The sequence below is a fragment of the Dolichospermum flos-aquae CCAP 1403/13F genome, from assembly GCF_012516395.1.
GTDB lineage: Bacteria > Cyanobacteriota > Cyanobacteriia > Cyanobacteriales > Nostocaceae > Dolichospermum > Dolichospermum lemmermannii.
Genome location: NZ_CP051206.1, coordinates 1,306,092 through 1,332,568 on the forward strand (window position 1 = coordinate 1,306,092; position 26,477 = coordinate 1,332,568).

The window sequence follows — 26,477 nt, forward strand, 5'->3', positions numbered from 1 at the left end:
CTCCTACTTTTGTTCTTGATCTGAAAGACTCGCTGCCCGTTTCCGTTCTCCTTCTACTGTCAGTAATTGGGAGAGCCGATGGCGTGCGTGTTTGAACTGGTGAGGCTTTTCTAATTGTCTAGTGGCTTTTTGTAAGCGCAACTGGAATAGTTGTCTTTTCACAGCGACAATTTCTTCAGCCAACCGTTCGTCATTTAATTCTCTAGCTTCTGAAATCTTGGGAAGAGGCATAAACTACTCCTGCTCCTGTGGTTGAGAGCGGGTAATAAACTTGGTCTTAATTGGTAACTTACTGTCAGCTAATCGCATGGATTCGCGGGCAATTTCTTCAGTAACGCCGCCAATTTCAAACATGATCCGGCCTGGTTTGACTACAGCTACCCAAAACTCTGGGTTACCTTTACCAGAACCCATCCGGGTTTCAGCAGGACGCATGGTGATTGGTTTGTCAGGGAAAATCCGAATCCAGATTTTGCCACCCCGGCGAATATACCGAGTCATTGCCCGACGGGAAGCCTCGATTTGCCGTGAGGTAATCCAAGATGGTTCTTGGGCTTGGAGTCCAAAGTCCCCAAAGTTGAGGGTACTGCCTCGGCTGGCAAGACCTTCCATGCGTCCGCGTTGTTGTTTGCGGAATTTAGTTCTTCTAGGACTTAACATGATTTGTCAGTTGTCGGTTGTCAGTTGTCAGTTGTCAGTTGTCAGTTTTTTTACTACTGACTATGAGCATTGACTAGGCTTCATTGGAGCGGTCTTCAAACTGTTGACGACGACGTTGTTGTTGTCGGCGACGGGGTTCGCGTTCACGGTCACGATCTCCACGTTCACGGTCTCTAGCTGGTTGAGCGGGAGCTTGTTCCTGTCCAGGAATAATTTCGCCTTTAAAGACCCAAACTTTAATTCCGAGAATTCCGTAAACTGTCTTAGCGGTGCAGCCAGAATAGTCAATGTCAGCGCGTAAGGTGTGGAGAGGAACTCTACCTTCACGAGTCCACTCTGAGCGGGCAATTTCTGCACCGTTGAGCCGACCACCGACTTGAACTTTGATTCCTTGGACACCTGCTCTTTGAGCGCGTTGAATTGCTTGACGCACAACTCGGCGGAAGGAAACCCGACGTTCTAATTGTTGAGCAATGTATTCAGCAATCAGGTAAGCATCAGCATCAACTCGTTGGACTTCAACAACGTTAATGCGAATTTGGCGATTACCACCCAAAGCTCCTTGTAGTCCAAGACGCAATGATTCAATACCTTGACCACCACGACCTACAACCACACCTGGCCTAGCTGTGCGGACTTCTAGGTCAATTTGATCAGCTTTGCGCTCAATTCTCACTTCGGAAATACCGGCGTTATTTTGAGCGTATCTACCTAGTTTTTGCTCAATGTATTGACGGAGTTTGTAGTCTTCTTGGAGAAGTTCTGGATAACGGTCAGGTTCTGCAAACCAACGGGATTGGTGTTCTTGAGTTATACCCAGTCGAAAGCCGACTGGATGAATTTTCTGTCCCACAAAAGCTTCCTCTAAAATTTCTTACTGTACGCAATTTTCTTGTGCCTGGTGGCTGTTTACTCAGCAGTAGCAACCGCGGAAACAGCAACAGTGATATGACACGTTGGTTTGCGAATTTGGTAAGCTCGACCTTGCGCTCTGGGTTGAAACCGTTTTAGCACTGGTCCTTGGTCGGCATAGGCTTGACTGATCACCAAACTGGATCTGTCTAAACCAGCATTATGCTCGGCATTAGCTGCGGCACTTCTGAGAACCTTTAAGATGGGGTCACAAGCGCCATAGGGCATAAATTCGAGCAATATTAGTGCTTCTCTGTATGAACGGCCGCGAATTTGATCAAGTACACGGCGCACTTTATAGGGAGAAATGCGTATATAGCGGGCGATTGCCTTAACTTCAGTAGTGTCAGTTGCCATTTTCATAACTTACTCTATGTTTATCAATTAAAAATTTGGAATTAAAAATTAAAAATTCTCATGTTTTAATTTTTAATTTTCAATTTTTAATTGATCTATCTCCCTGATTTTTTGTCACTTTTACCATGACCTCTGTAGGTACGGGTAGGAGCAAATTCTCCTAACTTATGACCGACCATTTGTTCATTGACAAATACGGGAATGTGCTGCCGTCCATTGTGAACAGCGATAGTATGACCTACCATCAAGGGCAAAATTGTCGAAGCTCTCGACCAAGTTTTGACCACTTGTTTTTCATCTTTTGCGTTTAACTTCTCAATTTTCTTGAGCAGATGGTCAGCAACAAAAGGACCTTTTTTTAAAGAACGACCCATAGTTCAATTTTTGATTTGGGATTATTGTCAATTGATAATTGATAATGCTTAATTGTCAATTGTCAAATTTGATGTTAGGACTGACGACCACCACGACCACGTTTAGATGATTTGCGGCGACGACGGATAATCAATTTAGTGCTGGCTTTCTTGCGATTCCGTGTCTTAGCCCCTAAAGTGGGTTTACCCCAAGGTGTGACAGGACCGGATCTACCGATAGGCGCTCTACCTTCACCACCACCATGTGGGTGATCCACTGGGTTCATGGCACTACCTCTCACCTTGGGACGACGGCCTTTCCAGCGATTTCGTCCAGCTTTTCCACCACTGAGGTTTCTGGCGTCTGTATTACCGACTTGTCCAATGGTGGCGTAGCAATCACGCCGAATCAACCGGACTTCACCTGAAGGTAACTTTAAGGTTACATAGTTGCCTTCTTTAGCGACAACTTGAGCTACTGCACCAGCGGCCCGCACGATTTGACCACCTTTACCTGGTGTCATTTCGACGTTGTGAACACTAGTACCCAAGGGCATATTCGATAGAGGTAAGGCATTACCATCTTCGATAGGAGACTCAGGTCCAGCAATTATCTTTGTGCCTACAGTCATGCCATTTGTTTGCAATATGTAGCGTTTTTCGCCATCTTCGTACAACACTAAAGCGATCCGCGCATTGCGGTTAGGATCGTATTCAATGGCTGTAACTGTAGCGGGGATATTCCGCTTATCTCGCTTAAAGTCGATAATGCGGTATAGTTGCTTGTGTCCGCCACCCCGACGACGGCTGGTTATCCGCCCTTGATTGTTCCGACCTTTAGGACGATGAACTGATTCAGTTAATGATTTTTCTGGCTCAGTTTTCGTAATTTCGGCAAAATCGGAGATGATAACTTGGCGAGTACTGGAGGTATAAGGGCGATAAGAACGAGTACCCATAAGTGATTTTGGAGTTTTGAATTTTTAATTCAGAATTTTTTTGATTTCGATTTTCGATTTTTAATTGTTTTTTGGCAATTATTTATTAGCCCAATTGCAAATCTCTAATCTAAAATTCTTAAACTTCTGGGAAGAGAACTTTTCTGATTTTTTCTTCGTCCCCAGGAGCAACGGTGACAATAGCTCGCTTGTATTGGGGTTTATAACCAATAAATCTACCTACGCGTTTTTGTTTGCGTGGAGGGTTGGCGGTATTGACTTTGACGACCTTAACTGCAAATAGGTCTTCAATGGCGGCTCTAATTTGTGGCTTAGTGGCTTTAGGAATGACTTCAAACACGTATTTGTTTTGTTCCATGAGCATGGTCGCTTTTTCGGTGAGAATGGGGCGACGCACTAAATCCGGTAGATCACGGGTGGCAACTACTTTAGGCACTGTAGACCTCCTGGATCTTATCTAGGGTTGATGATGTGACGATAATTTTGTCAGCGTGGAGCAAGTCGTAAACGTTTAACTGGTCAGCGGGAATCAGTTTTAAGTTTTCGATGTTACGGGCTGATAAAAGCACGTTTTCTGCTATTTCAGACAAAATCAACAGTGTCTTTTGTTCTGGTGCAGCACCCCATCTAGCTAATGCTGCTACGAGATCCTTGGTTTTAGGACGCTGTAACTCGTTGCTAAATTCTTCAACAACTATTAAATCTTCAGCACGGCCAACAAATGCTGTCCGCAATGCCAAACGGCGTTCTTTACGGTTCATTTTTAGGTCGAAATCTCTGGGTTTTGGTCCAAAGATCACACCACCACCACGCCATAATGGTGAACGGATAGAACCAGCACGGGCGCGACCTGTGCCTTTTTGCCGCCAAGGTTTACGACCACCACCACGAACTTCTGCACGAGTTTTAGTGCTGGCAGTTCCCTGGCGAGAATTGGTCATTTGTCTGACTAGGGCGCGGTGCACGATATGCGCCGCTGTTGTTTCTTTGGCAACCCGGAGGTCGAAGCTTGTCTCTCCGACTTGCTCTCCTTGCCAATTTTTAATTACACTCTCTACCATCTTTGTGTCCTTTGTCAGTTGTCAGTTGTCAGTTGTTAGTTGTCTTTTTTTGCCCCTAACCAATGACTAAATGACTATTTTTTGCCAACTATAGTTGCAGGAACGACGCTCACTAAAGCTCCTGGTTTGCCAGGAATAGCTCCTTTAATGATGATTAAGTTGCGTTCTGCATCTACTCGTATTACTGTCAGTTTGCGAATTGTGACACGAGTACCGCCCAAACGTCCTGCCATCCTTTTACCGGGATAAACACGACCTGGGGTTGTCCCAGCACCGATAGAACCTGGCGCTCTATGGTTTTTGGAACCGTGTGACATGGGACCGCGAGCAAAGTTGTTACGCTTCTGGTTACCGGCAAAACCGCGACCAATACTTGTACCAACTACATCTACAATTTCACCAGCACTAAAAATATCTGCTTTAATTTCTTGACCTAAAGCATAATCACCAGTGCTATCGGTGCGATATTCATTCAGATGACGGACTGGTGGGGCGGAGGATTTAGCCAAATGTCCCAACAATGGTCTGTTCAGTGACTTGGGTTTAACTTCGCCATAACCAACCTGAATGGCAGAGTAACCGTCGGTCTGTTTCGTTTTAACTTGTGTAACGGTGCATGGACCGGCTTTGATGACGGTAACAGGAATGGAGACTCCTGCTTCATCAAATATTTGGGTCATGCCCAGCTTGGTGCCGAGAATACCTACAGACACAGTTACTGGTTCTCCTTTCGTTCTATTTTTTTGGAAGTCGAATGGGGACAGCTTTTGTCACTGTCGCTTGAGTGTAAACTTTACCTCTGAAATTTGGACTGGCGTTAAACAGTGCAAATTCTCGGCGACGCAACAATTTTTGTCCCTTTTGCTTTAGTGAATTTGTTTATTTTCACTTACTCAATCACAATAACAGGAATAAGTGCCTACTCTATGGAGAAGGTATTACTTCTGGAATCCAATGCGAGGCTTAATGGCTTTGCGCTGTGTGCAGCAATGCTTTTGTCCAAGCAGTTGCTTTGGCACTCTACCGTGGTAGCAGGACTTAAGTGGTTATTGACCCTCAGTATCCTTTTCCTTAGTCTTAACATAATGCCATGAAACCAACATTATTGCTAAGGAACTACTTATTTTCATACCCTAAACTATTGTTTAAGATTTTGCCTAATTTTTTTAGGATTTACGGGAGTGATTTGGTGTGAGAGCTTAAATATGAATTTGGCTCTTGATTTGACCTGAAAGCTTTTTTAGTTTAGCAGTCTCTTGTGGAGTCAGCCAGTTTTATTCTTTTAGGGAAACCAACTAGAAACTCAGATGCTAGGACTAACTAGAAACTCTAAATAAGAAAGATGCCTAGCTAATTATACTATTCGGTCACAATCTAATAATATAAACTATTCATGACTTTTTGTCTAGTATTTTTTTGCTTTGTGATGGGATGCTGAGGCGGAGGTAGAAAAAATTACCCATATTCCGGTTTTGAATTTTCAAGATTGGGAAAAATATCCTGCTTCATTTAACTTAATCTACCACTAGAGAGTGAATAATAGAGATATCTAAGTGGGATAGGAGAAAAATCTATGGCACTAATTACCACTGGCAACGGTTTCATCCGCAATTTGGAGAAATTTGGGGCGTTGGGTGTTTATGTTCCTCTGGAGGGGGGCTATGAAGGTCGCTATCTGCGCCGATTACGGGCGACTGGCTATGTTGCATTGCATATTACTGCGAGGGGACTGGGTGATGTGGCTGCGTATCTGATGCAAGTTCATGGTGTCAGACCACCACATTTAGGCAAAAGAAGCAATAGTAGTGGTGCGGCGGTGGGTGATGTATATTATTTACCACCAATGATCAGTTCTCATTTGGCACAATTACCTCCTAAGTCTAAGGGGTTGGTGTTGTGGATTATTGAGGGAAATATTCTTTCTGATCAGGAAGTTGAGTATTTGATGAATTTGCCTAAGTTAGAACCACGGGTTAAGGTGGTAATTGAGAGAGGTGGCGATCGCATTTTCCGCTGGACACCTTTGGAAAAGACACTGTTAGCTAGTTAAGCAAATTGTCAGAGGGTGTTTGAAAAGTTATGGTTGATGTATCAACTATTTTTTACCCCACCCTAACCCTCCCCTTGTAAAGGGGAGGGAACTGGATTTTTATTGTTTCCCCCCTTTACAAGGGGAAAGGGGGGTAGCAATGTAATGAAAATTACGGAATACCACTTTTCAAACATCCTCTCAGGGTGGGGAAAACCCCGCCCCTACAGTTTATTTTGGGATGTCTTAATTCTGTATTTCCTGTTGTACCCAAGTACGGAAAGATTTACTAGCTTGCACTTCATCTATTTGGCAATCTTGCAAAAATTGATAAAGTTTTTCTTTGGTGATTATAGAAAATGTGGGACTTTTTTCTCCTTCAACATATTGATGATTTTGAAGTTGATAAAATAGCACTATTTCACCGTTATAACGCCAAAATTCTGGTACTCCCATGCTGGCATAAAAAGCAAGTTTATTGATGTCAGTATGAGTAATATCTACTTCCACAATTAAGTCTGGTGGTGGATCTTGGTTTAAATCAACTTTTTTCCCAACTACTTGAGGTTGATTTTGAATGTAATAACAGTTATCCGGTTCAGCGCTTCTTTGTAAATCATCACGATTTAAGGTAGTTGAACCCATTGTTTTAATTTTTAAACCCATTTCTTCTACCAAAATGCGGATGAATAGTTCAATTAATCTGGTAGCACTTTCATGTTCTTCTAATGGCATGGTGATTTCTAATGTCCCTTGATCATAGATAAGTCGAGAGGAACGACTTTGCCCTAATGCTGCTAAAATTTGCTGATAATTTTGCCAACTGATATCGTGAAAAACTACTCGCTGTTCTGCGGGGGTAGTTTCTGGGGTAATATTGTTTGGTTTAGTGATTGTACTAACCATAGTTGCCCTTAAATTTAGCTTAATAGTTATTATAATATATTACGCAAAAGCGAGAATCGAGTGAATTTAAATTTGTCTACTCCCTTACAATTAATTGGACGTTCTGTAGAGTTTCAGCGGATTATTGAAATACTGGCAAAGGATGGTGATTTGTTAATTACTGGAGTCCCTGGTAGTGGGAGACGCACTTTAGTGAGAGGTGCAGCACAGGAGGTGAATACAGTTATCTTGGAAATAGACTGCATTCGCGCTACAGAAGCAGAGAGATTTGTGCAACTATTAGCGGAAGCGATTAGTCAAAATTGGGAAGCGGAAAAAATTCAAATCTGGTTAAATGAAAATACTTCGGAATTTTTTACTTTTAATTCTGAAAGTCAACTAAAACTAATTCGTTCTTTGGAACAGGAACAACTATGGCAAGCTTTCGCCAGTTTGTTAGACTTATTGGAAATAATGGCGGTTGATTTAAATCACCGCATATTGCTGATTTTAGAAAGTTTTCCCCATATTCGTTCTTGGGATCGTCATGGTTTATGGGAAACTACATTTAGGAAAGAAGTTAAGGCTTATCCTCATGTTAGCTATGTACTAATAGCCACCATTGCTGAGTCTAGCCAACATTCAGATGATACTAATTATCCCCTAGAAACTATCCAATTAGCCCCTTTAGCTAAGGATATTTTAGCCTTGTGGGCGAGGGAAATTTTACATACGCAAGGTTTCACCTTTGACTGTCATAGTCAAGCCTTACAGCTATTTCTAGAGGCGGTACAGGGACATATTGGCGATGGGATGGCGATTATTCGGCGGTTATCTGCGTCCCGTTGTGCAGATGGTTTAATTCGGGAGGAAGATGTTCAAAAGGCTATTGCAGGATTATTGAGAGATTTATCTATGACTTATGAATCTTTGCTGATGTTGTTACCTGCAAATCAGGTACATTTATTGGAATCTTTGGCTATTGATCCTACTGATAAACCCCAGAGTAAGGAGTATATTCAAAAGCATGGACTTTCACGGGGTGGGAGTCTGCAAGGTGCGTTAACTGGGTTACAGCATAAGGGTTTGATTTATGATGCTGAACATGGTTATCGTTTAGCTATGCCTTTGTTGGCTTTATGGTTGCGGGAACGGTTGAGTTAATTTTGTTTCGCGCAAAGACGCTAAGGTGCAAAGGCGCGAAGGAAGAAGGTTAGAAGGTTACAATTCTGGTAAGAATTCAGGTTCTAATATTTGTGTGATTTCATAATGACAATTTTCTGGAAAGGTTTCATAGGGGAGGTTTGTTTCTTTGACTGCTAAGTTAATTCCATCTTGATAACTTAATAAAAAGGCTTCTTCTAAATAGGATTTTAAGCTGGGACTATCTGCTAATATTCGGTTGATTTACTATATATGATTTAATTGTATGAATCAGGATTTCCAGGATGTTTTATGAAAATGGATTCACAATTTGTCAGGTACTATTAATATCTTGCTTTTATTCTACAATAACAATCCCAAATTAGTTATGAACAACTAGAATAACTAGATACCCGACTTCTTTAAGAAGTCGGGTATCTGAATCTTGCGTATTCTTTAATTCTGTAAATCCTTAAATCCTGGAAATCCTGATTCAGACAAAATGGAAAATGTGTGCTATACTGAACCCAGACACCAAAAGCCAGCTTTTTACAGAAAAATATTTTCCGCCTCACGGCGGTGGGTTAAGAAGGGAAAAGAAAAAAGAGAAGAGGGCAAAAGAGCAAGAGTGTAAAGGGCTACTAAGTCCTCGCCGCACCACTACACATAAATCTTTCAGCCATGCTATTGCTGTAGTTTGGTTAATGGGACGCAACCCATTTTTTTGCATATACTTTTGTAACCCACATTCCGCACCCTCAAGTGTCACACCCCAAGGAAACCGATGTATTTAGTACATAAGAACTAATGCTTGTGAGGGTTGACTAAAATTTATTGAAGCTAAATAGAAATAACTACTATTAAAGCAGATATACAGTCAACAAAAACGACTAAGTACAAAATTTTGATTCTGAGGTGATTGTAATGGAAAACTTAGTCCACAATCATTGAAAGCTTTATCCTCAATGACTATAAAAAAAACTAAAAAAACGTTTTAAATCAACAGAAAAATGAGAACATGGTAACAGATACTTATATGGAGTTTCTGTTACCATGTTTAGTACAAAAGACCTGGAATTGAAGAAGATAGACCATTTAGGGATACAGGGGAAACGCATCTAATTTTTTTTGACAAAATGTAACTTCTATGAATAGATAAAAAGGGCAGTATTACCATGTTAATATCAAGCCAATAAATGAGTATGAAGAAAATTTGATGGTAAATTCGTTTCTATAAGAATCAATAAAATGAGTTGAAGTGGTATTCTCAATAAAACTAAAGAGACAAAATTCACAAAATGAAGCTACCACCAAAAATCACAATAGTAGATCACTTTAAAGATTTAGAAGATAAAAGAGTTGAGAGAACAAAAAGGCATAAATTAATAGATATAGTAACCATTGCGATTTGTGCAGTGATCTGTGGAGTAGATAGTTGGGTATTGATGGAGGCTTATGGAAAAAAGAAAGAAAAATGGCTAAAACAATTTTTAGAACTTCCAAACGGGATTCCATCTCATGATACATTCGCCAGAGTATTTGCGAGAATAGATCCGCAACAATTTCAGAATTGTTTTTTGAGTTGGATAAAATCTATCAATAAAATTACAGAAGGAGAAGTCATAGCAATAGATGGGAAAACATTAAGGCATTCATATGATAAAGGAAAGGATAAAGGTGCGATTCACATGGTAAGTGCATGGGCAACTAGTAATAAATTAGTATTAGGACAATGTAAAGTAGAAGAAAAGTCAAATGAAATAACAGCCATACCGGAATTAATTAAAGTATTAGATATAGCCGGATGTTTAGTAACGATTGATGCGATGGGGTGTCAAAAAGAGATAGTAAAATCAATTGCAGAAAAATCAGGCGAATATATTATCGCACTCAAAAAGAATCAAGGTAATTTATATAAGAATGTAGAAGAAATCTTCAAAGAAGCTATATCTAAAGGGTTTGAGGGATTCAAATATAGTGAATTTCATACAAAAGAAGACAAACATGGAAGAGAAGAGATTCGTCATTATCTCATGTTATCAGACATAGAAGAAAGAATAGATACTGATAAGAAATGGGTAAATCTTCAAAGTGTAGGAATGGTAGAATATATACGAAAAGTTAATGGAAAAACGAAGGTTGAGACAGGCTATTATATAAGTAGTTTGACAAATAATGCGAAATTACTAGGAGAATCAGTCCGCACTCATTGGGGTATAGAGAATTCATTACACTGGGTTTTAGATGTAGCTTTTAGAGAAGATGATTGTCGGATAAGAAAGGATAATGCACCACAAAACTTTGCAGTTATTCGTCATATAGCAGTTAATCTTTTAGGAAAAGAAAAAAGCCAAAAACTAGGAACTAAAAGTAAGCAGTTTTGTGCAGGATGGGATGATGAATATTTAGAGAAGATTTTAGAATGTATCTGATAAAAATCAGAAAATATAGACAAATATAAATATAACCAATTTATTTTTCTGTTGATTCTACAATAGAATCTATATTTTTGATGCCAAAAAATATAGATATTAATATATAGAACTGAACAAAATAAATCCATCATTAAAAATAAATACTTACTCTAAATTTATGAAATTTTTATAATTTTAATAAAGGAATTTATCAGATTTTGAATGAAGTTAGATATTTTCCCATATTGATGCACTAATATAGTATTCTGTCAAGATAATTTAGATGCGTTTCCCCTGTTTAGGGATAGTAGCAGGAATAGTATATTCAATAGGGATTGTAGAAATAAATTAATAATTTAGTAGGTTCAGAGCCAGGAGAAAAAGTCAGTGCAGGTCAGGTGGTAAAAGCGATGATTTTGAACTGCTTAAGTATGATGTCACAGCCGTTATATATGTTTCCAAAATTCTTTGAATTAATTGCTTGTGAACATTTAATTGGTGTAGGAGTAAAAGCAGAATATCTCAATGATGGTAAGGATTCAGGTGGGGGTATTGACAAGAGTGACAATGGAGGGGGAATATCACAGGTATGGAAAAAAACCTGCCCCCAAAACCAGACAGAGAAACCTTGAGACAGTTGGCAACAGAGCAACTGATAGAGATGGTCATGGAGCAGGCGCTCGCTATAGAAGCACTAAAAACCAAAGTAATAGAACTAGAAATTGTCATAGAGAAACTCAAAGTAAGTAGAGATTTAGACAGCACAACATCGTCAAAACCACCATCGGCAGACATCCTCAAAGAGTGGATTAAACTTACCCAGCCAAATATCCATGCAGATGAAACACCTTGGGTAGTCAAAGGGGTAAAAGAATGGTTATGGATTTTTGCCAATACCGACTTCGCTTTATTTCATGCGGCTGATACTCGTTCTCGTGCTGAATTAGAGGCGATTCTGGGTTCAAGCTATGAGGGTGTACTCAGTTCTGATGATTTTAGTGCCTATAACGGTTATCCAGTTAAGGCTCAACAGAAATGTCAGGCACATTTACGCCGTCACTTCAAGAAACTGATTAAGCTTCCTGGTTTAAATAATAAAGAAATTGGGTCAACATTCCTCAACCTGATAGATGAAGGTTTTAAAAACTACGCTCTCTTCCAAAAAACTCACAACATTGATGAGTTCTCAAGTTGGGCTTCTGAGTTCAAATTAAAAGTTGAATTTGCTATTCATTCATGGATTGATAAAGCTGGAGGGGAAGCCGGTAAACTTTTACGCTCCTTACGCAATAAAGCTCATCAATGGTGGTATTTTTTAGACCACCCGCACATACCCCCTGATAATAATTTAGCCGAACGAACGTTACGTTTAGCAGTGACAAAACGAAAAGTCAGTGGTGGTTCTCGTACTAGGTCGCGGTTTCAAGATACTGCCAATTTATTGACGGTTATACAAACTTGTCGCCGTCAAGGACGTTCTGTGATTGAGTTTTTTACCCAAGCCATTAAAGCTATGGTTAATCCTAATGTGCAGACCCCAGATTTAATCCCTCAAATTTAGACCTGAATCCTTACTAGTTGTCAGGTTACAGATAACGGTGATTTGAGTTACAACGATGACAATAATCTTGGTAGGAATACCATTGACGAAGCTGACAGGGAATTTTTAGACAGGGTAAGAAATCTTGTGCTTAATATTCTGTTGTCTTTGGAGTATTCCCAGGGCAAACGCACCTAAATTCTGTAATCCATGCCCAGCAAGGGTTTTAACTTTTAGTTACAAAACTTAACAATCGTCAAAACCTTTGTCCAGTAAGCATTCTAAAAATAAGATGCGCTTGCCCTGGGGTTTTGGAAAGAGGATAAATTCATGTTACCCCACGAAATCAAAAGCTTAAAACTATAATTACTGTTTTCTTTCAATGGGTATGAAGTGTTCTAAGTTCAATAATCTCACACCCAAATCTATAACAAAGATTCCTGTCATTTGGAGGATAATAAACACTATTAGCCAAGATTTTAACCCACCAGGGATGCTAGTAATAATCTCCATAATTTTAGATAAATCATTGATTTTATTTCTGCTTTCTGCAAGTTGTTCCCAGTTTTCATCATCGTTTTGTTGATAAACCTCTAATGCTTTGACTCTGCTCATCAATGAAGAATCATCCCAAAAAAGCATTTTTTCGACTTGTTGCATTTTGGCAGAATTTTCCCTAACTTGAACTTCTAATCTAATTAATGTTTCAATTGATTGTCGGTCAACAATGGGATTTTCAGTTAAAGATTTAACAAGAAATTCTAACTCATCAGTAGAATGTCTTCCCGCCCCTGACTTAATAGCTTCAGGAATAGCCCTGAGTAATATTCCATTTCTCTCATTAGATGCTTTAAGTTTTTCCTCTAGATTTTTTCTTTCAGTAATATCAACAGCTTGATTGACAATAAAAAACTCATGTCGTTTAGAGGAAACAGCTAAACAAGTACCTTCAAAATAATACTCCCAAGTTATTTCAGTTCCCACTGGAGAGTCAAGTAATTGCTGCATTTGCACACTTTGCTTTTTGCAACTTCCACCAGCCAGCATTCCCTTAATATTCTCTTTCTCTAAGTTAAACAAAGCAGATAGTTTGTTATTAACCGTAAGATACGTCAGATTTAAGTCAACAATTGAAATAAACCCCGGTATGGCTTCTATAAATTCATTTTGATATGCCTCTAGTTCTGGATTCATAATTTTAATTGAAAAACTTAATTTCTACTTTATTCCTAATATTTTAAATTGACATAAATTTGGGCATAAATTTGATTTTGAATATGTTATCAAAACCAGCGATTATACCCTATGAAAATATTGATTTGTGCCAAGTTAAAATCTAATCAATCCACAACGACACAAACCGGAATTCTTTACCACTAAATAACCCCCGGTCACTCAGTTTTAAGTCTGGGATCACCGGCAATGCCATAAATGAAAGTGTCATGAATGGTGCAGTCAGTTTTGACCCTAATTGTTTTGCCCAATTATCAAGTTCTGCATACTGTTTTGCTACCTCATAACCATCGCTATCACTCATCAACCCAGCCACAGGTAAAGGTAATACATGAACTACATTGTCTTCTGCTATTGATAGGTTTGACAGGAACAAATGGTAACAAAGTTGACCCGGTTTTTGCTGTTAAAACACCTTGACAATAAGTAGCCAACACCGTGAAATCTTGTAAATTATCAACAACAATCAAATCTGCACTGTCCCCAACTTGTAGTAATCCCACATCCAAATTGTAATGTTTGACAGGGTTCACACAGGCAATTTGCAGGACATTCATCACATCGTGACCTAATGCCACAGCCCGTTTTACCAGTAGATTTATATCCCACATTCCGCACCCCAAACTGTCACAGATCAAAAAAGCCCTTAAAGTAGTACATAATAACTAAAGTCAATTCAAAAATTAAGATGCTTAATAATAATAAATAGCATTAAAAGCGAAATGGTGTGAGAAAGTGAAACTTGGTAACAAAAGAAAAAAATGAATTGATAACCAAATAAGAAATAATTGATAACAACAGAAGTATGAGAGGAAACTGTTGTGAAATTAAAACCTCAAGAAATGGAAATTCAGAACATAGACCATCTAGGGATAGTAGCAGGAATCATAGATTCAATCGGAATAGTAGAAATAATAAATGAATTAATAGGAGTCGAAAAAGACGAAAAAGTAAATGCAGGTCAAGTGGTAAAAGCCATGATAATAAACGGGTTAGGATTTGTCTCCAAACCGTTATATATGTTTCCCAAATATTTTGAAACAATAGCCTGTGAGCATTTAATAGGAGCAGGAGTAAAACCAGAATATCTCAACGACGATAAATTGGGGAGAGTCATGGATAAACTGTTTATAAAAGGCTTAGATACAATCTTTTTTATCATAGCCTTAAAAGCTGCTCAAAAATTTGGAGTATCACTATCAACATCACATCTAGACTCATCATCAATGCACGTGCATGGGCAGTATAACACTAGCTTACCATTCGTAATATTTGAGAGTCAAAAAGTAGGAAATAACCAAGAATTAGAAGAATTAGCAGTAAAATCACCAAAAGAAATAACCATCACCTACGGTTATTCTCGTGACCATCGTCCAGACTTAAAACAGTTTATCATAGAAATGATATGTTCAGGAGATGGAGACATACCAATATTTTTAAAACTAGCATCGGGAAACCAAGCTGACTCATCATGTTTTGGTAAAATAGCAGTAGAATATCAAAAACAATTAGAAGTTAATAGTCTCATGGTTGCTGACGCTGCTTTATATACAGAATCAAACCTGAAAATGATGTCAGAATTACGTTGGTTATGTCGAGTACCATTAAGCATAAAAGCAGCAAAATCATTAATATCAACATTAGCAGAATCAGAATTTATTGATAGTACAATACCAGGATATAAATTAGCATCAAAAATCCAAAATTATGCAGGGATAGAACAAAGATGGTTAGTAGTGCAAAGTCAAGAAAGAAAAGAATCAGACCTGCATAAGCTCACACAAAAAATTACCAAAGCAGAATCAAAAGCTGTGCAAGATTTGAAAAAGTTATCACAAGAGAGATTTGCATGTGTTGCAGATGCTATCAAGGCATTATCAAAATTATCAAAACAATTCAAATATCATCAAATTCACGAAAGTACGGTGACTCAAGTAAAATCTAATAAAAAAGATACTTCAGGAGAAATATCCTATCAAATATCAGCTACAGTCTCCCAGGATGAAAGTAAAATTAATACAGAATTGCTGAGTGCGGGACGTTTTATTATTGCGACAAATGTTTTAGATTCAAAGGAACTAAGCAATGATTCTATGCTCAGGGAATATAAAGCTCAACAATCATGTGAAAGAGGGTTTGGTTTTCTCAAAGACCCATTATTTTTTGCCGACAGTATTTTCCTCAAAAGTCCTGAGAGAATAGAGTCTTTGGGAATGATTATGGGTTTATGTCTACTGGTTTATACTTTGGCTCAACGTCATATTAGAAATGCTCTTTTGGAGTCTAAATCAACAATTAAAAATCAATTAGGCAAAGCAACTAATCGTCCTACTTTACGCTGGATTTTTCAATGCTTTCAGTGTATTCATTTGGTTACACTCAATCAGGAGAAACATATTTCTAATTGGAATAAGGACAGAGATTTTATCTTGAGTCTTTTACCAGATGATTGTTTACGTTACTATCAATTAGTCAGCTAATTATCATCTCTATCAATTTAATTTCTATGAGTAAAGATGAGCTAATCTCTTTGATTTATAGCTCCATTTTACTATGTCTATAATTTCGTTTTTTACTTTAATTGATTAGTCTAACTTATAATTATTTCTTGAATATCTCCTTTCGCTTATTCATTGACCTCTCCAGGTGGTGTGCATTCTTATTGCTTCTTATTGAGAATAGATTTTGATGACATTTTTGGTGATTTACTGTTTCTCAAATGCCTTTTTTCACTTTATCTGTTTGTTTTGATGCTCCCTTTGATTTTCATCTCCGTAATTTCCCTCTGTAACATTTTGGGGTGCGGAATGTGGGTTGTAAGTCTTCTCCCTCAATTTTTTCCATTACTAAACAATGAATTAGGGTGTTGTGGTTGTGGGGATAATATTCAAAATAAGCGTCTAGTTCTACTTTAGGAATACCAGGATGATGGAGTTGACTTAAAACATCGGCTTCTTGTTTAAATAATTCTATGGCTTTTTGCCGATTATCGGTCAAGATTTTGATAACTTTGGTTTTGTTGGTTCTGACTTCGTTGATTTCAAATGTATCACCAAAGCCACCTCCTCCCAGCCTAACTATTACCCGATAGCGGTCTTGTAGTAACAAGCCTGAACTACAGGTTTCACAAAATAGGATATTGTTGGGATTTTGCGGCTTTGGGCAGTTAGGATTGATGCACAGGCTCATGATCTTGGTAGGTAGCACATTTATCTGATATTCTACCTTGATTTACGGAAAATAAATATGTCTGAATCAGGATATCCAGGATTTTAGGATTTTCAGGATGTGAATTTGTCTGAATCAGGATTTCCAGGATTTAAGGATTTTCAGGATGTGAATTTGTCTGAATCAGGATTTCCAGGATTTAAGGATTTTCAGGATGTGAATTTGTCTGAATCAGGATTTCCAGGATTTAAGGATTTTCAGGATGTGAATTTGTCTGAATCAGGATTTCCAAGATTTAAGGATTTTCAGGATGTGAATTTGTCTGAATCAGGATACTCAGGATTTGAGGATTTTCAGGATGTGAATTTGTCTGAATCAGGATACTCAGGATTTGAGGATTTTCAGGATATTAAGAATATGAAGAAGATGAAAATAATGAAATCCTGTTCATCCTTAAATCCTGGATATCCTGATTCAGACATTCTCCCTAAAACCGTCCATTTCCCTGAACAATATGCTTCACGGTTGTCAATGTTTCCAAACTAATAAATCCCCTGCGATGTCCTTTTTGATTGGACATTCCTAAAAATACAGCCTCTCCTCGTGAGGAGTGACGGGAAAAACGCGGGGAAGCATTTATGTAGGTAGAGGCGCTATTTACTCCTAATGCAAATTGGCGACTTTCTTGGTAGGATTCGGTGACAATACTATCAGCATGACTGCTACTATATTGATTAATCCAAGCGATCGCACTTTCTAAACTATCTACTAACTTAAAAGCTACTGTTTTGGTTAAATACGGTGTTCCCCATTCTTCATCTTTGGCTAATTGCAATTGGGGAAATGCTGCAACTAGTTCTGCATCTCCTTTGAGTTGAAAACCTTTTTCTTTTAAACTACTCCACAGCACTGATAAGGAAGATGGTAAGGCTTGACGATGCACTAAAACTTTTTCAATGGCATTGACTTGATCTGGTTCGCTTTCATGGCTATCCATAATCATCCAGCGAATCATTTCTAAGCTACTGTTGATTGACCAATACAGATAACAATTACCCATTGCTGATTTTAACACTGGGCAGGTTGCTTGTCTGACCACCTGTTGAATTAAACTGGAACGTCCGTAGGGAATAACTAAACTTAAATACTGATCTTGGGTAACTAAGTCTCGCACTGAAGCACCATGTTCAGCGGTGATTAATTCTACACAACCTGCGGGTAATCCGACTTTTGTAATGGCTGTTTGCAGGGCGTTAGCGATCGCTGTATTGGAGTTACTAGCTTCCGTACTACCTTTAAGAATAATACTATTGCCAGTTTTTATGCAAAAACCAGCAGCGATCGCCCCTAAATCGGGGAAAGCCTCATAAATAAAGGCAATCACCCCTAAAGGCATTAATTGAGTATAGCTTTGAGAGTCTTCCTGTTGATAATCAGCAGTTCTCACCCGTCGTAAAGGATCAGATAATTCTCCCAATCGTTGCAGAATCTTAATAGTATTCTCCAACCGAGAGGGAGTTAGCTTCAACCAGTCCAAAATTAATTCGGTAACTGCCATTTCTCGACTTGCTTCTAAATCCAGAGTATTAGCTTCGAGAATTTCATCAAAATCACTTTCTATCGCTTGTGCCATTGCTAACACAGCACGACTCCTATCTATCCCCTTAGTCGTTCCCAATTTCAGGGAAGCCTGAAAGGCGCGGTTAGCACTTGTCATAGGTTCGGGGTAATCATCAATCACTTCACCTGTCATGGAGTTAACGTCTGTAAGTAAGCCAGACCATTAGTGCTGGCAGAATTACCAATAGCACTGCTACAATTGTCCAAGCTATGATATTGGAACTATTAGCCAATCGTAGAGCTAATGGTAGCCATATAATCACTAACACAAAAATAATGCTGAGTGCTACTGGCAAATAGTTTTGTCCTAATCGGGGTTGAACAATTTGCCAATTATTGCCTTTCCAGCGCCAAGCACGTTTATATGGATAGGTAGTAGAAAGTTGCTCTAATACATATCCATTGTCTTCGACAACAAAAATCTGCTGACAGCGATCGCATCCGAAAGCTTCTGTTAGCGTGATAGGAATCAAATGTCCCTTGCGACGACAAGGACAAGCGTATTCCGTATTTAAGTCAATTTTATCTGGTTTTTGAGGTTGCACAAGCGAGATAAATAACTTGGGCGGTTTTTTTACATTATTCCCCAATTTTCCTGAAAATCAGTATGGGAAACTCTAAAATTACGTCTAATGATATAGCTGGGAAAGTCTAATAACAAACTATCCCAACTTAAAAATCCATCATCTACCAATTTAGTAGAGATGGAAAATCTTTTAGTGTTACTTTAATATATCAACTTTAAGTGAACTACCTACACTTCCCTTGCGGGTAAGTATAGGCTTCCTACCCAGTTAACAGCTTTTTGCTCTTCGAGAACAACAAGACTGATGTTAAGGCGATAGGCTGACCCCTCGTTCCAAAGGCAAAATCAAGGTTAATCAACAAAAATGATCATGTATCTAGCTTGGTTATCGCTATTCTCTTGCCTTGCCGAGATATTCAATTCATAACACAAATTTTGGGAATTGTCTCCATGTTTTCCTTCCTTGCTGTCGCGTTGGTCGGAAAACCGTCGTCAATTCACGCGCCATTCATGCCCCGCTGCCCTATCGGGTCAGACGTGGGGCTTCTGTCGGTTAAGCTAAAAAGCGGGTGATGGGATTCGAACCCACGACATCAACCTTGGCAAGGTTGCGCTCTACCACTGAGCTACACCCGCGAACTTACCAATAGACTTATTATTCCAGATATATTCAGGTTTGTCAACCCCTAAATTAAATTATTTTTTTGTCAGTAGGGGCGAAGCATTTGGAAGATAAATTATCGGTCATTGCCAAAAATAGTTCTCCAAATGCTTCGCCCGTACAGTTGTCCGTTGTCATTACCAATTACCAATTACCAATTACCAATTACCAATTACCCATTACCTATCACCCATTACCCAATTAACCTGCTAAATTCGGGCGTAATTGCCGCATGAGAGTCGCCATTTCTATGGCGTTCATGGCATATTCCCAACCATGATTACTCTTGATGCCGGCTCGTTCTAGGGCTTGCTGCATGGTATCTGTGGTCAAAATCCCGAAAATTACCGGCACACCTGTTTGGAAACTGGCCGCCGCAATGCCTTTAGAAACTTCCGATGATACATAATCAAAATGCGGTGTTTGTCCTTTGATGACTGCACCCAGGCAAATTATGGCATCATAACGGCCAGACATTGCTAATTGACGGGCTACATTGGCAACTTCAAAACTACCGGGAACCCAAACATAGTCTACTTGCTGTCCTTCTGGATCAGGATCTATACCATGACGTTTTAAGCAATCTTTACATCCTTCTACGAGTTTCATGGTGACAAGATCATTAAAGCGAGCAATGATCAATGCAAAGCGCAAAGACTCGGTGTGCTGAAAATTTCCTTCAAAAACTGCCATAACTGCCTCTAATTGACACTCCCCGGTCTAAAGACGCGGAGATTCTATAGAGAGTTTCAGTCTATATCTCTCAGTTATCCCAGCTTCAGGCATTGCCTTAAATATTTGGGTTCTTGCCCTGATTCTGTTTGCCATTACTGGCAGAATCATCTCTGACAAGCGTAACTTTCCGAGAGTCCCCCGGTAGGTTTTTAATGTCTTTGCCGACAATTTAATTGTCTCACGAATATGGATTAAAATTTGAAATTATTTCAAATTTTTAAATTAATGTCAATGCAGGATAAAGGAAAGCCTCTAGCCTTCATCCCGTCAGCTAAAGCACAGATGTAGCTTCCTAAGTCAGCTACATCTTCAAGGGTTTTCGGCATTTCCCTTATAAATTTACAATAACTGCTTTACCAATATACTTTTCTGCCATCAAAATAGAAGAGCAGAAAAGCACAATCAGGAAAAGGTCGTTTAGAAAAAGAAAGTTTTTTCTGTTTAACTCCTTACCTAAGCTTTTCTGCTCTTAATAGAGTGTATGGTATGCGTTAGTGAATGATTAAAGCATTCAACTAAACCACAAAAAAGTTTAATATACCAACTAACACGACTAAAGCCGCCCAAATACCCGAACCAACCCAGAGTAGTTTTTTAGATTCTACCCAGTTTTGAGGAGTGGCGTAAACAACAGGTACACCAATCACAAGCACGAAGGAGAACAAGACTAATGATATTAAAGCGATTTGAAATACTATGGTCATTTTGTTTTTCCCAACATAACTAAATCTTAGTTTTCCCAGAACTGCTGCTGTATAAACAGTCTAGGGTTTTCAGTGAACCTTATGAACTCATAAGGCATCACCTGATCAATTAATATTTTACGTCTGGTTGTAACAGTTGCTCACTTCTGATCCGCCAATCTGTTTTTTCTTTAGGTGATTGGTGATTGGTAATTGGTGATTGGGAAATTGATTAAGATAAAAATTATATTCTCTGACTTCTACTTCCTTCTTCCTTCTTCCTTCTTTCTCCTGACTCGGTGACTCCTGACTCGGTGACTCCTGACTCCTTCTTTCTCCTGACTCGGTGACTCCTGACTCGGTGACTCCTGACTCGGTGACTCCTTCTTTCTCCTGACTCCTATCTTAAAAATATATGGATTTAATTCTTTGTCACACAACTGCGGATTTTGACGCTTTGGGGGCAGCGGTGGGGTTAACTTGTCTCAAACCAGGGAGCAAAATTGTCTTGACTGGGGGCGCACATCCTCCTGTACGGGACTTTTTAGCGTTACATCGTGACGAGTATCCGCTAATTGAAAGACGTTCGGTAAATCCTGAAAAAATTCGCTCTTTAATGGTTGTGGATACTCAAAAGCGCGATCGCTTGGGTAAAGCTGCTATCTGGTTCGATTTACCCAATGTCCAAGAAATCATTGTTTACGATCATCATTTTGGACAGGAAAGAGACATTCCCAGCACTCAATTATATATTGACGAAGTGGGGGCGACAACTACCTTAATGGTAGAAGAATTGCAAAAAAATAATATTTCTTTAAATTCTGCCCAAGCAACTGTAATGGCTTTGGGTATTCATGTGGATACAGGTTCATTAACCTATAAACAATCTACAGCCAGAGATGCTTTAGCGTTGGCTTGGCTAATGCAGCAAGGGGCAAATTTATCAGTTATTTCTACTTATCGTGATCCTGGTTTATCACCACAATTACAACAATTGTTAAGTGCAGCTTTAGAGAATTTACAATATCTTTGTTTGCGGGGATATACCATAGCTTGGGTGACACTAAAAACCGATGGTTTTGTCCCCGGTTTATCAGGTTTAGCTTCGGAAATTATTGATTTAACAGAATCTGATGCTGTACTGTTAGCAAATGAATATCCTTTGAGTGAAAATGATTGGCGCTTAACAGTAATTGGCAGAACGCAAATTCCCCAAACAAATCTTAATTCCTTATTTCAACCTCATGGTGGTGGTGGACATTCTCAAGCCGCATCTTTTAATCTTCGCACTACAGATTCCCAACCAATTTTACAACAATTATTAGATGGTTTAAAAGCCCAAATTCCCCATCCTCCCACAGCTAGAGATTTGATGTCTTCTCCAGTGCGGACAATTCGCCCTGATACTACTATAGCCGAAGCCCAGCGGATTTTATTACGTTATGGACATTCAGGTTTATCTGTAGTGAATAATCAAGATTTATTAATCGGAATTATTTCCCGACGGGATTTAGATATTGCTTTACATCATGGGTTTAGTCATGCACCAGTTAAAGGTTATATGACAAGTAATTTAAAGACAATTACCCCTGATACTTCTTTACCAGAAATTGAGTCTTTAATGGTGACTTATGATATTGGCAGATTACCAGTATTAGATCATGGGCAATTAGTTGGTATTGTCACCCGCACCGATATTTTAAGAGAATTACATCAATTAACAATTAAAAATTTAGAATTAAAAATTAAAAATTATTCTCAGGATTTAGGACTAAGTACGGAATTAGAAAAACGTCTGACACCGCAACTTTGGGAATTACTGACTACAGCATCGCAAGAAGCAGAAAAACGAGGTTGGCATCTTTATTTAGTTGGTGGTGCAGTGCGAGATTTGCTATTATCAAAAGCGGAAAATCGCAGTTTGATAATTAATGATATTGATTTAGTCGTTGATGGTTTTCATAAAACCGCAGACGTTGGTGCAGGGGTAGAATTAGCTAAAGCCTTACAGCAAATTTATCAAAATGCCAGATTAGAAATTCATGGTGCTTTTCAAACTGCGGCTTTATTATGGCATAAAGATTTAGTATTAGATTCCTTATGGGTGGATATTGCCACAGCTAGAACTGAATTTTATCCTTACCCAGCAGCTAATCCAGAGGTTGAAGCTAGTTCTATTCGGCAAGATTTATATCGGCGAGATTTTACGATTAATGCCATGGCTTTAAGGTTAACTTCTCCTCGTGCTGGTGAATTATTAGATTTCTTTGGTGGTTTTATAGACTTGCAAAATCAGCAAGTTAGAATTTTACACGCTAATAGTTTTATTGAAGATCCAACTCGGATTTATCGCGGTGTGCGGTTTGCGGTGCGGTTTGGATTTTCTCTAGAACCACAAACAGAAACTTATATTCGTTATGCTATAAATAGTGGAGTTTATGATAGAACAAGTCAGGAAAATAGTAAAACTCCGGCTTTGCAAACTCGACTAAAAACTGAATTAAAATATATATTAGCAGCAGATTATTGGCAATCAGCTTTAGAATTATTGGATAATTTGGGGGCTTTACAATGTATTCATCCTACTTTAAAATTAGATGTGGAACTTTCTCGACAATTAAATTTATTAAAACACTGTTTAAGGAAATTTGATAAAAAACAAACTTTAATAAATTGGCAAATGCGTCTAGAAGTATTAATTGCCTATTTACAACCAGAATATCGGGGGAAAGTAGCTAAAAATCTGCAATTAGTTGATGATAGTATTGTCAGATTAGAGAAATTATCTCAAATTCAAGCTGAGGTAATTACGTTATTACCAACTTTTGAAAAACCTAGTCAAACTATTTATTTACTCAAAAGATATGATTTGCAGACTTTAATTTTAATTGCTTTACAAAGTCCCCGCAAAATCAGAAGACGGATTTGGCAATATTTAACAAACTGGGGAAATATTCAACCGCTATTAAATGGGAATGATTTAAAACAATTGGGTTATAAACCTAGTCCCCAATATAAGCAAATGCTTGATGATTTATTAACTGCTACTGTAGATGGTATAATTAAAGATAAAGCGGAAGCACAAGAATTTTTAGCCAAGCATTATCCTGGGTAATGGAAATTAAAAATATGAGGTTGATATGCAAATTCAAACATCCAGCAAATACTATACTCCAGAAGAATATTTAGAACTAGAAGAAAAATCAGAAGTTAAAAACGAATATATACACGGAGAGATTATACCTATGAGTGGTGGAACTACGAATCATAATGAAATCGCAGGTAATTTTTATCTACATTTTAAATTAAAAATGCGGAATCAAAATTACAAGATTTATATGGGTGATGTTAAATTATGGCTACAACGTTATCAAATCTATACTTATCCAGATATTATGGTAATTCAAGGAGAACCAATATATCAAGGAACTGGAACTACTCAAGTCACAAATCCGTTAATGATTGTCGAAGTGTTATCTAAATCAACTATAAATTATGATAAAACCGACAAATTTAGATTTTATCGTTCTCTTCCTGAATTAAAGGAATATATTATGATTAATCAATATGAATATTTTATTGAACAATTTGCTAAAAATGCCGAAGGACAATGGGTATTAACTGAATATGAATCAGTAAATGATATATTGTCTTTAAAATCCATAGATTTTCAAATTCCCTTCAATGATATTTATGAAGGTGTAAATTTCCAGTAGGTTGGGTTGACGTATCTTAGAGGTTGTTTGAAAACTTTTTCGTGTGGGATCTGACACCCGCAGATCCCCCTAAATCCCCCTTACAAAGGGGGACTTTGAGGAATTTAGCCCCCCTTTGTAAGGGGGGTTGGGGGGATCTCGATTAATTCTGATACTTTTCAAACATCCTCTTACCCAACATCATATTATTGTCTGATAGCGTAGCTATATCAGGATTTACAGAATTTAAAAACAATATTAATTTACTGATAACATCCACGTTAGAAATGCTAAAATTGGCTCAACTGGTGGCAATGGATATTCAGTAATATCAATAGTGACTGAATTACCCTCCAGTTTTAAAAATTTCCAAGTAGTTCCACTAGTGACAGAACCGAAAATTATGGGAATGTTGACATTATTAGCAGCATTAAATTTTTGGGCAGCTACCATTTCTGCAATACACTGACCTAAACCACCATTAAGATTTTCTTTTTTTGCTTCTATAATTATAACTACTGGAGCTTGAATTTCTAATTGGCTTAGTGATTTACTAATCAGAAAGTCACAAATACCATTGAGTCCAATACTAGAATCAACGGTAAAATCTTCTCCAGAAAAAAGGCTAATTTGACGATCTAATAATCGTCGAACTGCTGTTAATACAGGGCTAATAATCCATTCAGAACGGGCTTTTTCACTACCCCTTGCAAGTACCAATGGTAAACCTTCTTCTAGTTCTTGACGTAGCAAATCATCAGGTTTTACAGGAGGTACATCTGGAAAAAACCGTCCTCCTTCATGGATGGCGATCGCTAAATCCTGACGGACTTTTTTTAGTGTAAAATCACTGTAGGGCATAGTTATAATTAATTTTTGCTACAAAAACAGAGTTTAGTTCCGTAGGTTGGGTTGTGGAACGTAAACGTATCCCTGCGGGACACTGCGTGAACGCGGAGCAATCGGAACGAAACCCAACATCATATTATTAAAACATATTATTAAAACTTTTGTTGGGTTGCGCGATTCCTGCGGAGCGCTTCGCTATCGCTTAACCCAACCTACATTTGATTGTAGATTAAATTGTATCAGGATCTATATTTAACTCCCGCAATTTTGCTGCTAAACGTTCTGCGGTTTCTTCAGGGCTAAAAACTAGCTTTCCTTCTGGTGTGAAATACCGCAATAATCCCTCATGAATTCCCAAATATAAATCTAATTGTTCACTCCATAAATGTCCTTTTTCATTTGCTTCTAGAGGTTGATATTTTCCATCTAATAAATGAAAACCTGCAAATTCTAGTGTATAAGGATCAAACCAAAAATAATCCGGTGTGCGGAAAGTATTTTGATAAAGTTCTTTTTTGTATTCTCTATCTGTATTCGCTGTAGTTGGTGAGAGAATTTCTAAAATTACATTGGGATATTTACCGTCTTCATTCCAAACTACCCAACTTTTCCGAGTTTTGCGTTCTGTTCCTAGCACAACAAAGAAATCAGGACCTCGGAAATATTCTGATTTTTTCTGATTAGGACTATAATAAATGGTGAGATTTCCCGCAGCATAGAAATCATATCTATCTTTCCACAACCATTCTAGACATTTGAAAAGGAGAATTATTTGTCTTAAATGTAGTTCTGTTTCCACGGGAGGTTCATCACTATATAAATCACTGGGGGGAAAAATCACATCTTGAGAGATGTTTTCTCTACATTCTAATTCTTGAGTAATCATCATAATATGACACCAAGTCGTTATTTGTTGATTATAGCATCGAATTACAAGATCCCCGACTTCTTAAAGAAGTCGGGGATCTGACTGAAACCCAACCTACCAGAATAC

General features: G+C 38.3%; 30 protein-coding genes, 1 tRNA gene and 1 pseudogene. 10 read left to right on the forward strand and 22 right to left on the reverse strand.

Features of this window, described 5'->3' with window-relative positions:
• Positions 1 to 3: 3 nt before the first annotated feature.
• From rpmC to rplC, 9 genes are all read right to left on the reverse strand, one after another.
• A complete protein-coding gene (rpmC, locus tag HGD76_RS06595) occupies positions 4 to 231 on the reverse strand; it encodes a 50S ribosomal protein L29 (protein ID WP_015079205.1) in 228 nt (75 codons plus the stop codon).
• Between the two features lie 3 nt (positions 232 to 234).
• Positions 235 to 660: a 50S ribosomal protein L16 gene (gene rplP / locus HGD76_RS06600; RefSeq protein ID WP_168695297.1), complete on the reverse strand. Its 426-nt coding sequence runs from the start codon at positions 658 to 660 to the stop codon at positions 235 to 237.
• A 73-nt stretch (positions 661 to 733) separates the two neighbouring features.
• Positions 734 to 1,513 (reverse strand): 30S ribosomal protein S3, encoded by a 780-nt coding sequence (gene rpsC, locus HGD76_RS06605; protein WP_168695298.1) that lies wholly within the window; start codon positions 1,511 to 1,513, stop codon positions 734 to 736.
• A gap of 56 nt (positions 1,514 to 1,569) precedes the next feature.
• Positions 1,570 to 1,929, reverse strand: a complete 360-nt coding sequence (rplV, locus tag HGD76_RS06610; protein ID WP_041458279.1) for a 50S ribosomal protein L22 — start codon at positions 1,927 to 1,929, stop codon at positions 1,570 to 1,572.
• Between the two features lie 95 nt (positions 1,930 to 2,024).
• Positions 2,025 to 2,303 carry a 30S ribosomal protein S19 gene (gene rpsS / locus HGD76_RS06615; RefSeq protein ID WP_015079209.1) on the reverse strand — a complete coding sequence of 93 codons (279 nt, stop codon included), beginning with the start codon at positions 2,301 to 2,303 and terminating at the stop codon, positions 2,025 to 2,027.
• Between the two features lie 74 nt (positions 2,304 to 2,377).
• The gene (gene rplB / locus HGD76_RS06620) at positions 2,378 to 3,241 is read right to left on the reverse strand and encodes a 50S ribosomal protein L2 (RefSeq protein WP_168695299.1); all 864 of its coding nucleotides are present in this window, start codon (positions 3,239 to 3,241) and stop codon (positions 2,378 to 2,380) included.
• A gap of 118 nt (positions 3,242 to 3,359) precedes the next feature.
• Complete coding sequence (locus HGD76_RS06625) at positions 3,360 to 3,677, reverse strand: 50S ribosomal protein L23 (protein ID WP_148762865.1); 318 nt, start codon at positions 3,675 to 3,677, stop codon at positions 3,360 to 3,362.
• Positions 3,670 to 4,302 carry a 50S ribosomal protein L4 gene (gene rplD, locus HGD76_RS06630; protein ID WP_168695300.1) on the reverse strand — a complete coding sequence of 211 codons (633 nt, stop codon included), beginning with the start codon at positions 4,300 to 4,302 and terminating at the stop codon, positions 3,670 to 3,672. Before rplD ends, HGD76_RS06625 begins: the two co-directional genes overlap by 8 nt.
• A gap of 74 nt (positions 4,303 to 4,376) precedes the next feature.
• Positions 4,377 to 5,015, reverse strand: a complete 639-nt coding sequence (gene rplC, locus HGD76_RS06635) for a 50S ribosomal protein L3 (protein ID WP_148762861.1) — start codon at positions 5,013 to 5,015, stop codon at positions 4,377 to 4,379.
• A gap of 860 nt (positions 5,016 to 5,875) precedes the next feature.
• On the opposite strand from rplC, the gene HGD76_RS06640 reads away from it, so the two are divergent.
• Entirely contained in the window at positions 5,876 to 6,352 is a 477-nt protein-coding gene (locus HGD76_RS06640; protein WP_015079214.1) for an NAD(P)H-quinone oxidoreductase subunit N, read from the forward strand.
• Between the two features lie 225 nt (positions 6,353 to 6,577).
• On the opposite strand, the gene HGD76_RS06645 is transcribed toward HGD76_RS06640, so the two are convergent.
• Entirely contained in the window at positions 6,578 to 7,237 is a 660-nt protein-coding gene (locus HGD76_RS06645) for a Uma2 family endonuclease (RefSeq protein ID WP_168695301.1), read from the reverse strand.
• A gap of 60 nt (positions 7,238 to 7,297) precedes the next feature.
• Between HGD76_RS06645 and HGD76_RS06650 the strand changes: the two genes are divergently transcribed.
• Positions 7,298 to 8,380, forward strand: a complete 1,083-nt coding sequence (locus HGD76_RS06650; RefSeq protein WP_210967736.1) for an ATP-binding protein — start codon at positions 7,298 to 7,300, stop codon at positions 8,378 to 8,380.
• 57 nt (positions 8,381 to 8,437) lie between these two features.
• Here HGD76_RS06650 and HGD76_RS06655 read toward each other — a convergent pair whose 3' ends face one another.
• Positions 8,438 to 8,623 (reverse strand): DUF29 family protein, encoded by a 186-nt coding sequence (locus HGD76_RS06655; RefSeq protein WP_325064839.1) that lies wholly within the window; start codon positions 8,621 to 8,623, stop codon positions 8,438 to 8,440.
• A gap of 1,034 nt (positions 8,624 to 9,657) precedes the next feature.
• Here HGD76_RS06655 and HGD76_RS06660 point away from each other — a divergent pair.
• The 3 genes and pseudogenes from HGD76_RS06660 (at position 9,658) to tnpC (ending at position 12,334) form a co-directional block, all read left to right on the forward strand.
• Positions 9,658 to 10,791 (forward strand): ISAs1-like element ISAsp2 family transposase, encoded by a 1,134-nt coding sequence (locus HGD76_RS06660; protein WP_168694588.1) that lies wholly within the window; start codon positions 9,658 to 9,660, stop codon positions 10,789 to 10,791.
• A 265-nt stretch (positions 10,792 to 11,056) separates the two neighbouring features.
• Positions 11,057 to 11,309 (forward strand): annotated as a pseudogene (locus HGD76_RS06665) (DUF4277 domain-containing protein); the annotation flags it as partial.
• A 53-nt stretch (positions 11,310 to 11,362) separates the two neighbouring features.
• On the forward strand, positions 11,363 to 12,334 hold the full coding sequence (tnpC, locus tag HGD76_RS06670; RefSeq protein WP_168695302.1) for an IS66 family transposase: 972 nt from the start codon (positions 11,363 to 11,365) through the stop codon (positions 12,332 to 12,334).
• A gap of 345 nt (positions 12,335 to 12,679) precedes the next feature.
• On the opposite strand, the gene HGD76_RS06675 is transcribed toward tnpC, so the two are convergent.
• From HGD76_RS06675 to HGD76_RS25205, 3 genes are all read right to left on the reverse strand, one after another.
• The gene (locus tag HGD76_RS06675; RefSeq protein WP_168695303.1) at positions 12,680 to 13,507 is read right to left on the reverse strand and encodes a PAS domain-containing protein; all 828 of its coding nucleotides are present in this window, start codon (positions 13,505 to 13,507) and stop codon (positions 12,680 to 12,682) included.
• 142 nt (positions 13,508 to 13,649) lie between these two features.
• Entirely contained in the window at positions 13,650 to 13,850 is a 201-nt protein-coding gene (locus HGD76_RS25200) for an adenine deaminase C-terminal domain-containing protein (protein ID WP_233467084.1), read from the reverse strand.
• On the reverse strand, positions 13,843 to 14,157 hold the full coding sequence (locus HGD76_RS25205) for an amidohydrolase family protein (protein ID WP_233467025.1): 315 nt from the start codon (positions 14,155 to 14,157) through the stop codon (positions 13,843 to 13,845). Before HGD76_RS25205 ends, HGD76_RS25200 begins: the two co-directional genes overlap by 8 nt.
• 231 nt (positions 14,158 to 14,388) lie before the next feature.
• Between HGD76_RS25205 and HGD76_RS06685 the strand changes: the two genes are divergently transcribed.
• Complete coding sequence (locus HGD76_RS06685; RefSeq protein ID WP_168697347.1) at positions 14,389 to 16,026, forward strand: IS1634 family transposase; 1,638 nt, start codon at positions 14,389 to 14,391, stop codon at positions 16,024 to 16,026.
• Between the two features lie 286 nt (positions 16,027 to 16,312).
• Here HGD76_RS06685 and HGD76_RS26215 read toward each other — a convergent pair whose 3' ends face one another.
• On the reverse strand, positions 16,313 to 16,735 hold the full coding sequence (locus HGD76_RS26215) for a 4-Cys prefix domain-containing protein (RefSeq protein WP_168695304.1): 423 nt from the start codon (positions 16,733 to 16,735) through the stop codon (positions 16,313 to 16,315).
• Between the two features lie 99 nt (positions 16,736 to 16,834).
• On the opposite strand from HGD76_RS26215, the gene HGD76_RS06695 reads away from it, so the two are divergent.
• Entirely contained in the window at positions 16,835 to 17,260 is a 426-nt protein-coding gene (locus HGD76_RS06695; RefSeq protein WP_168694535.1) for a hypothetical protein, read from the forward strand.
• On the opposite strand, the gene HGD76_RS06700 is transcribed toward HGD76_RS06695, so the two are convergent.
• From HGD76_RS06700 to HGD76_RS06710, 3 genes are all read right to left on the reverse strand, one after another.
• Positions 17,202 to 18,467: a glutamate-5-semialdehyde dehydrogenase gene (locus HGD76_RS06700; protein WP_168695305.1), complete on the reverse strand. Its 1,266-nt coding sequence runs from the start codon at positions 18,465 to 18,467 to the stop codon at positions 17,202 to 17,204. The genes HGD76_RS06695 and HGD76_RS06700 overlap by 59 nt on opposite strands.
• 4 nt (positions 18,468 to 18,471) lie before the next feature.
• Positions 18,472 to 18,879 carry a hypothetical protein gene (locus HGD76_RS06705; RefSeq protein WP_168695306.1) on the reverse strand — a complete coding sequence of 136 codons (408 nt, stop codon included), beginning with the start codon at positions 18,877 to 18,879 and terminating at the stop codon, positions 18,472 to 18,474.
• A gap of 545 nt (positions 18,880 to 19,424) precedes the next feature.
• Positions 19,425 to 19,496 (reverse strand) — tRNA-Gly (locus HGD76_RS06710).
• A gap of 68 nt (positions 19,497 to 19,564) precedes the next feature.
• On the opposite strand from HGD76_RS06710, the gene HGD76_RS06715 reads away from it, so the two are divergent.
• Entirely contained in the window at positions 19,565 to 19,726 is a 162-nt protein-coding gene (locus HGD76_RS06715) for a hypothetical protein (RefSeq protein ID WP_210967737.1), read from the forward strand.
• Here the strand turns inward: HGD76_RS06715 and ribH are convergent.
• Positions 19,723 to 20,214, reverse strand: a complete 492-nt coding sequence (gene ribH / locus HGD76_RS06720) for a 6,7-dimethyl-8-ribityllumazine synthase (protein WP_168633957.1) — start codon at positions 20,212 to 20,214, stop codon at positions 19,723 to 19,725. The genes HGD76_RS06715 and ribH overlap by 4 nt on opposite strands.
• Positions 20,215 to 20,771: 557 nt before the next feature.
• Positions 20,772 to 20,960 carry a photosystem II reaction center protein PsbZ gene (gene psbZ / locus HGD76_RS06725; RefSeq protein WP_168695307.1) on the reverse strand — a complete coding sequence of 63 codons (189 nt, stop codon included), beginning with the start codon at positions 20,958 to 20,960 and terminating at the stop codon, positions 20,772 to 20,774.
• 394 nt (positions 20,961 to 21,354) lie between these two features.
• Between psbZ and HGD76_RS06730 the strand changes: the two genes are divergently transcribed.
• A complete protein-coding gene (locus HGD76_RS06730; RefSeq protein ID WP_168695308.1) occupies positions 21,355 to 24,054 on the forward strand; it encodes a CBS domain-containing protein in 2,700 nt (899 codons plus the stop codon).
• Positions 24,055 to 24,079: 25 nt separating this feature from the next.
• Positions 24,080 to 24,655 carry a Uma2 family endonuclease gene (locus tag HGD76_RS06735; protein WP_148762843.1) on the forward strand — a complete coding sequence of 192 codons (576 nt, stop codon included), beginning with the start codon at positions 24,080 to 24,082 and terminating at the stop codon, positions 24,653 to 24,655.
• A 237-nt stretch (positions 24,656 to 24,892) separates the two neighbouring features.
• Here HGD76_RS06735 and HGD76_RS06740 read toward each other — a convergent pair whose 3' ends face one another.
• Together HGD76_RS06740 and HGD76_RS06745 are read right to left on the reverse strand one after the other, a co-directional pair.
• Complete coding sequence (locus HGD76_RS06740) at positions 24,893 to 25,495, reverse strand: hypothetical protein (protein ID WP_168695309.1); 603 nt, start codon at positions 25,493 to 25,495, stop codon at positions 24,893 to 24,895.
• A gap of 217 nt (positions 25,496 to 25,712) precedes the next feature.
• Positions 25,713 to 26,372 carry a Uma2 family endonuclease gene (locus HGD76_RS06745; protein ID WP_168695310.1) on the reverse strand — a complete coding sequence of 220 codons (660 nt, stop codon included), beginning with the start codon at positions 26,370 to 26,372 and terminating at the stop codon, positions 25,713 to 25,715.
• Positions 26,373 to 26,477: the final 105 nt, after the last annotated feature.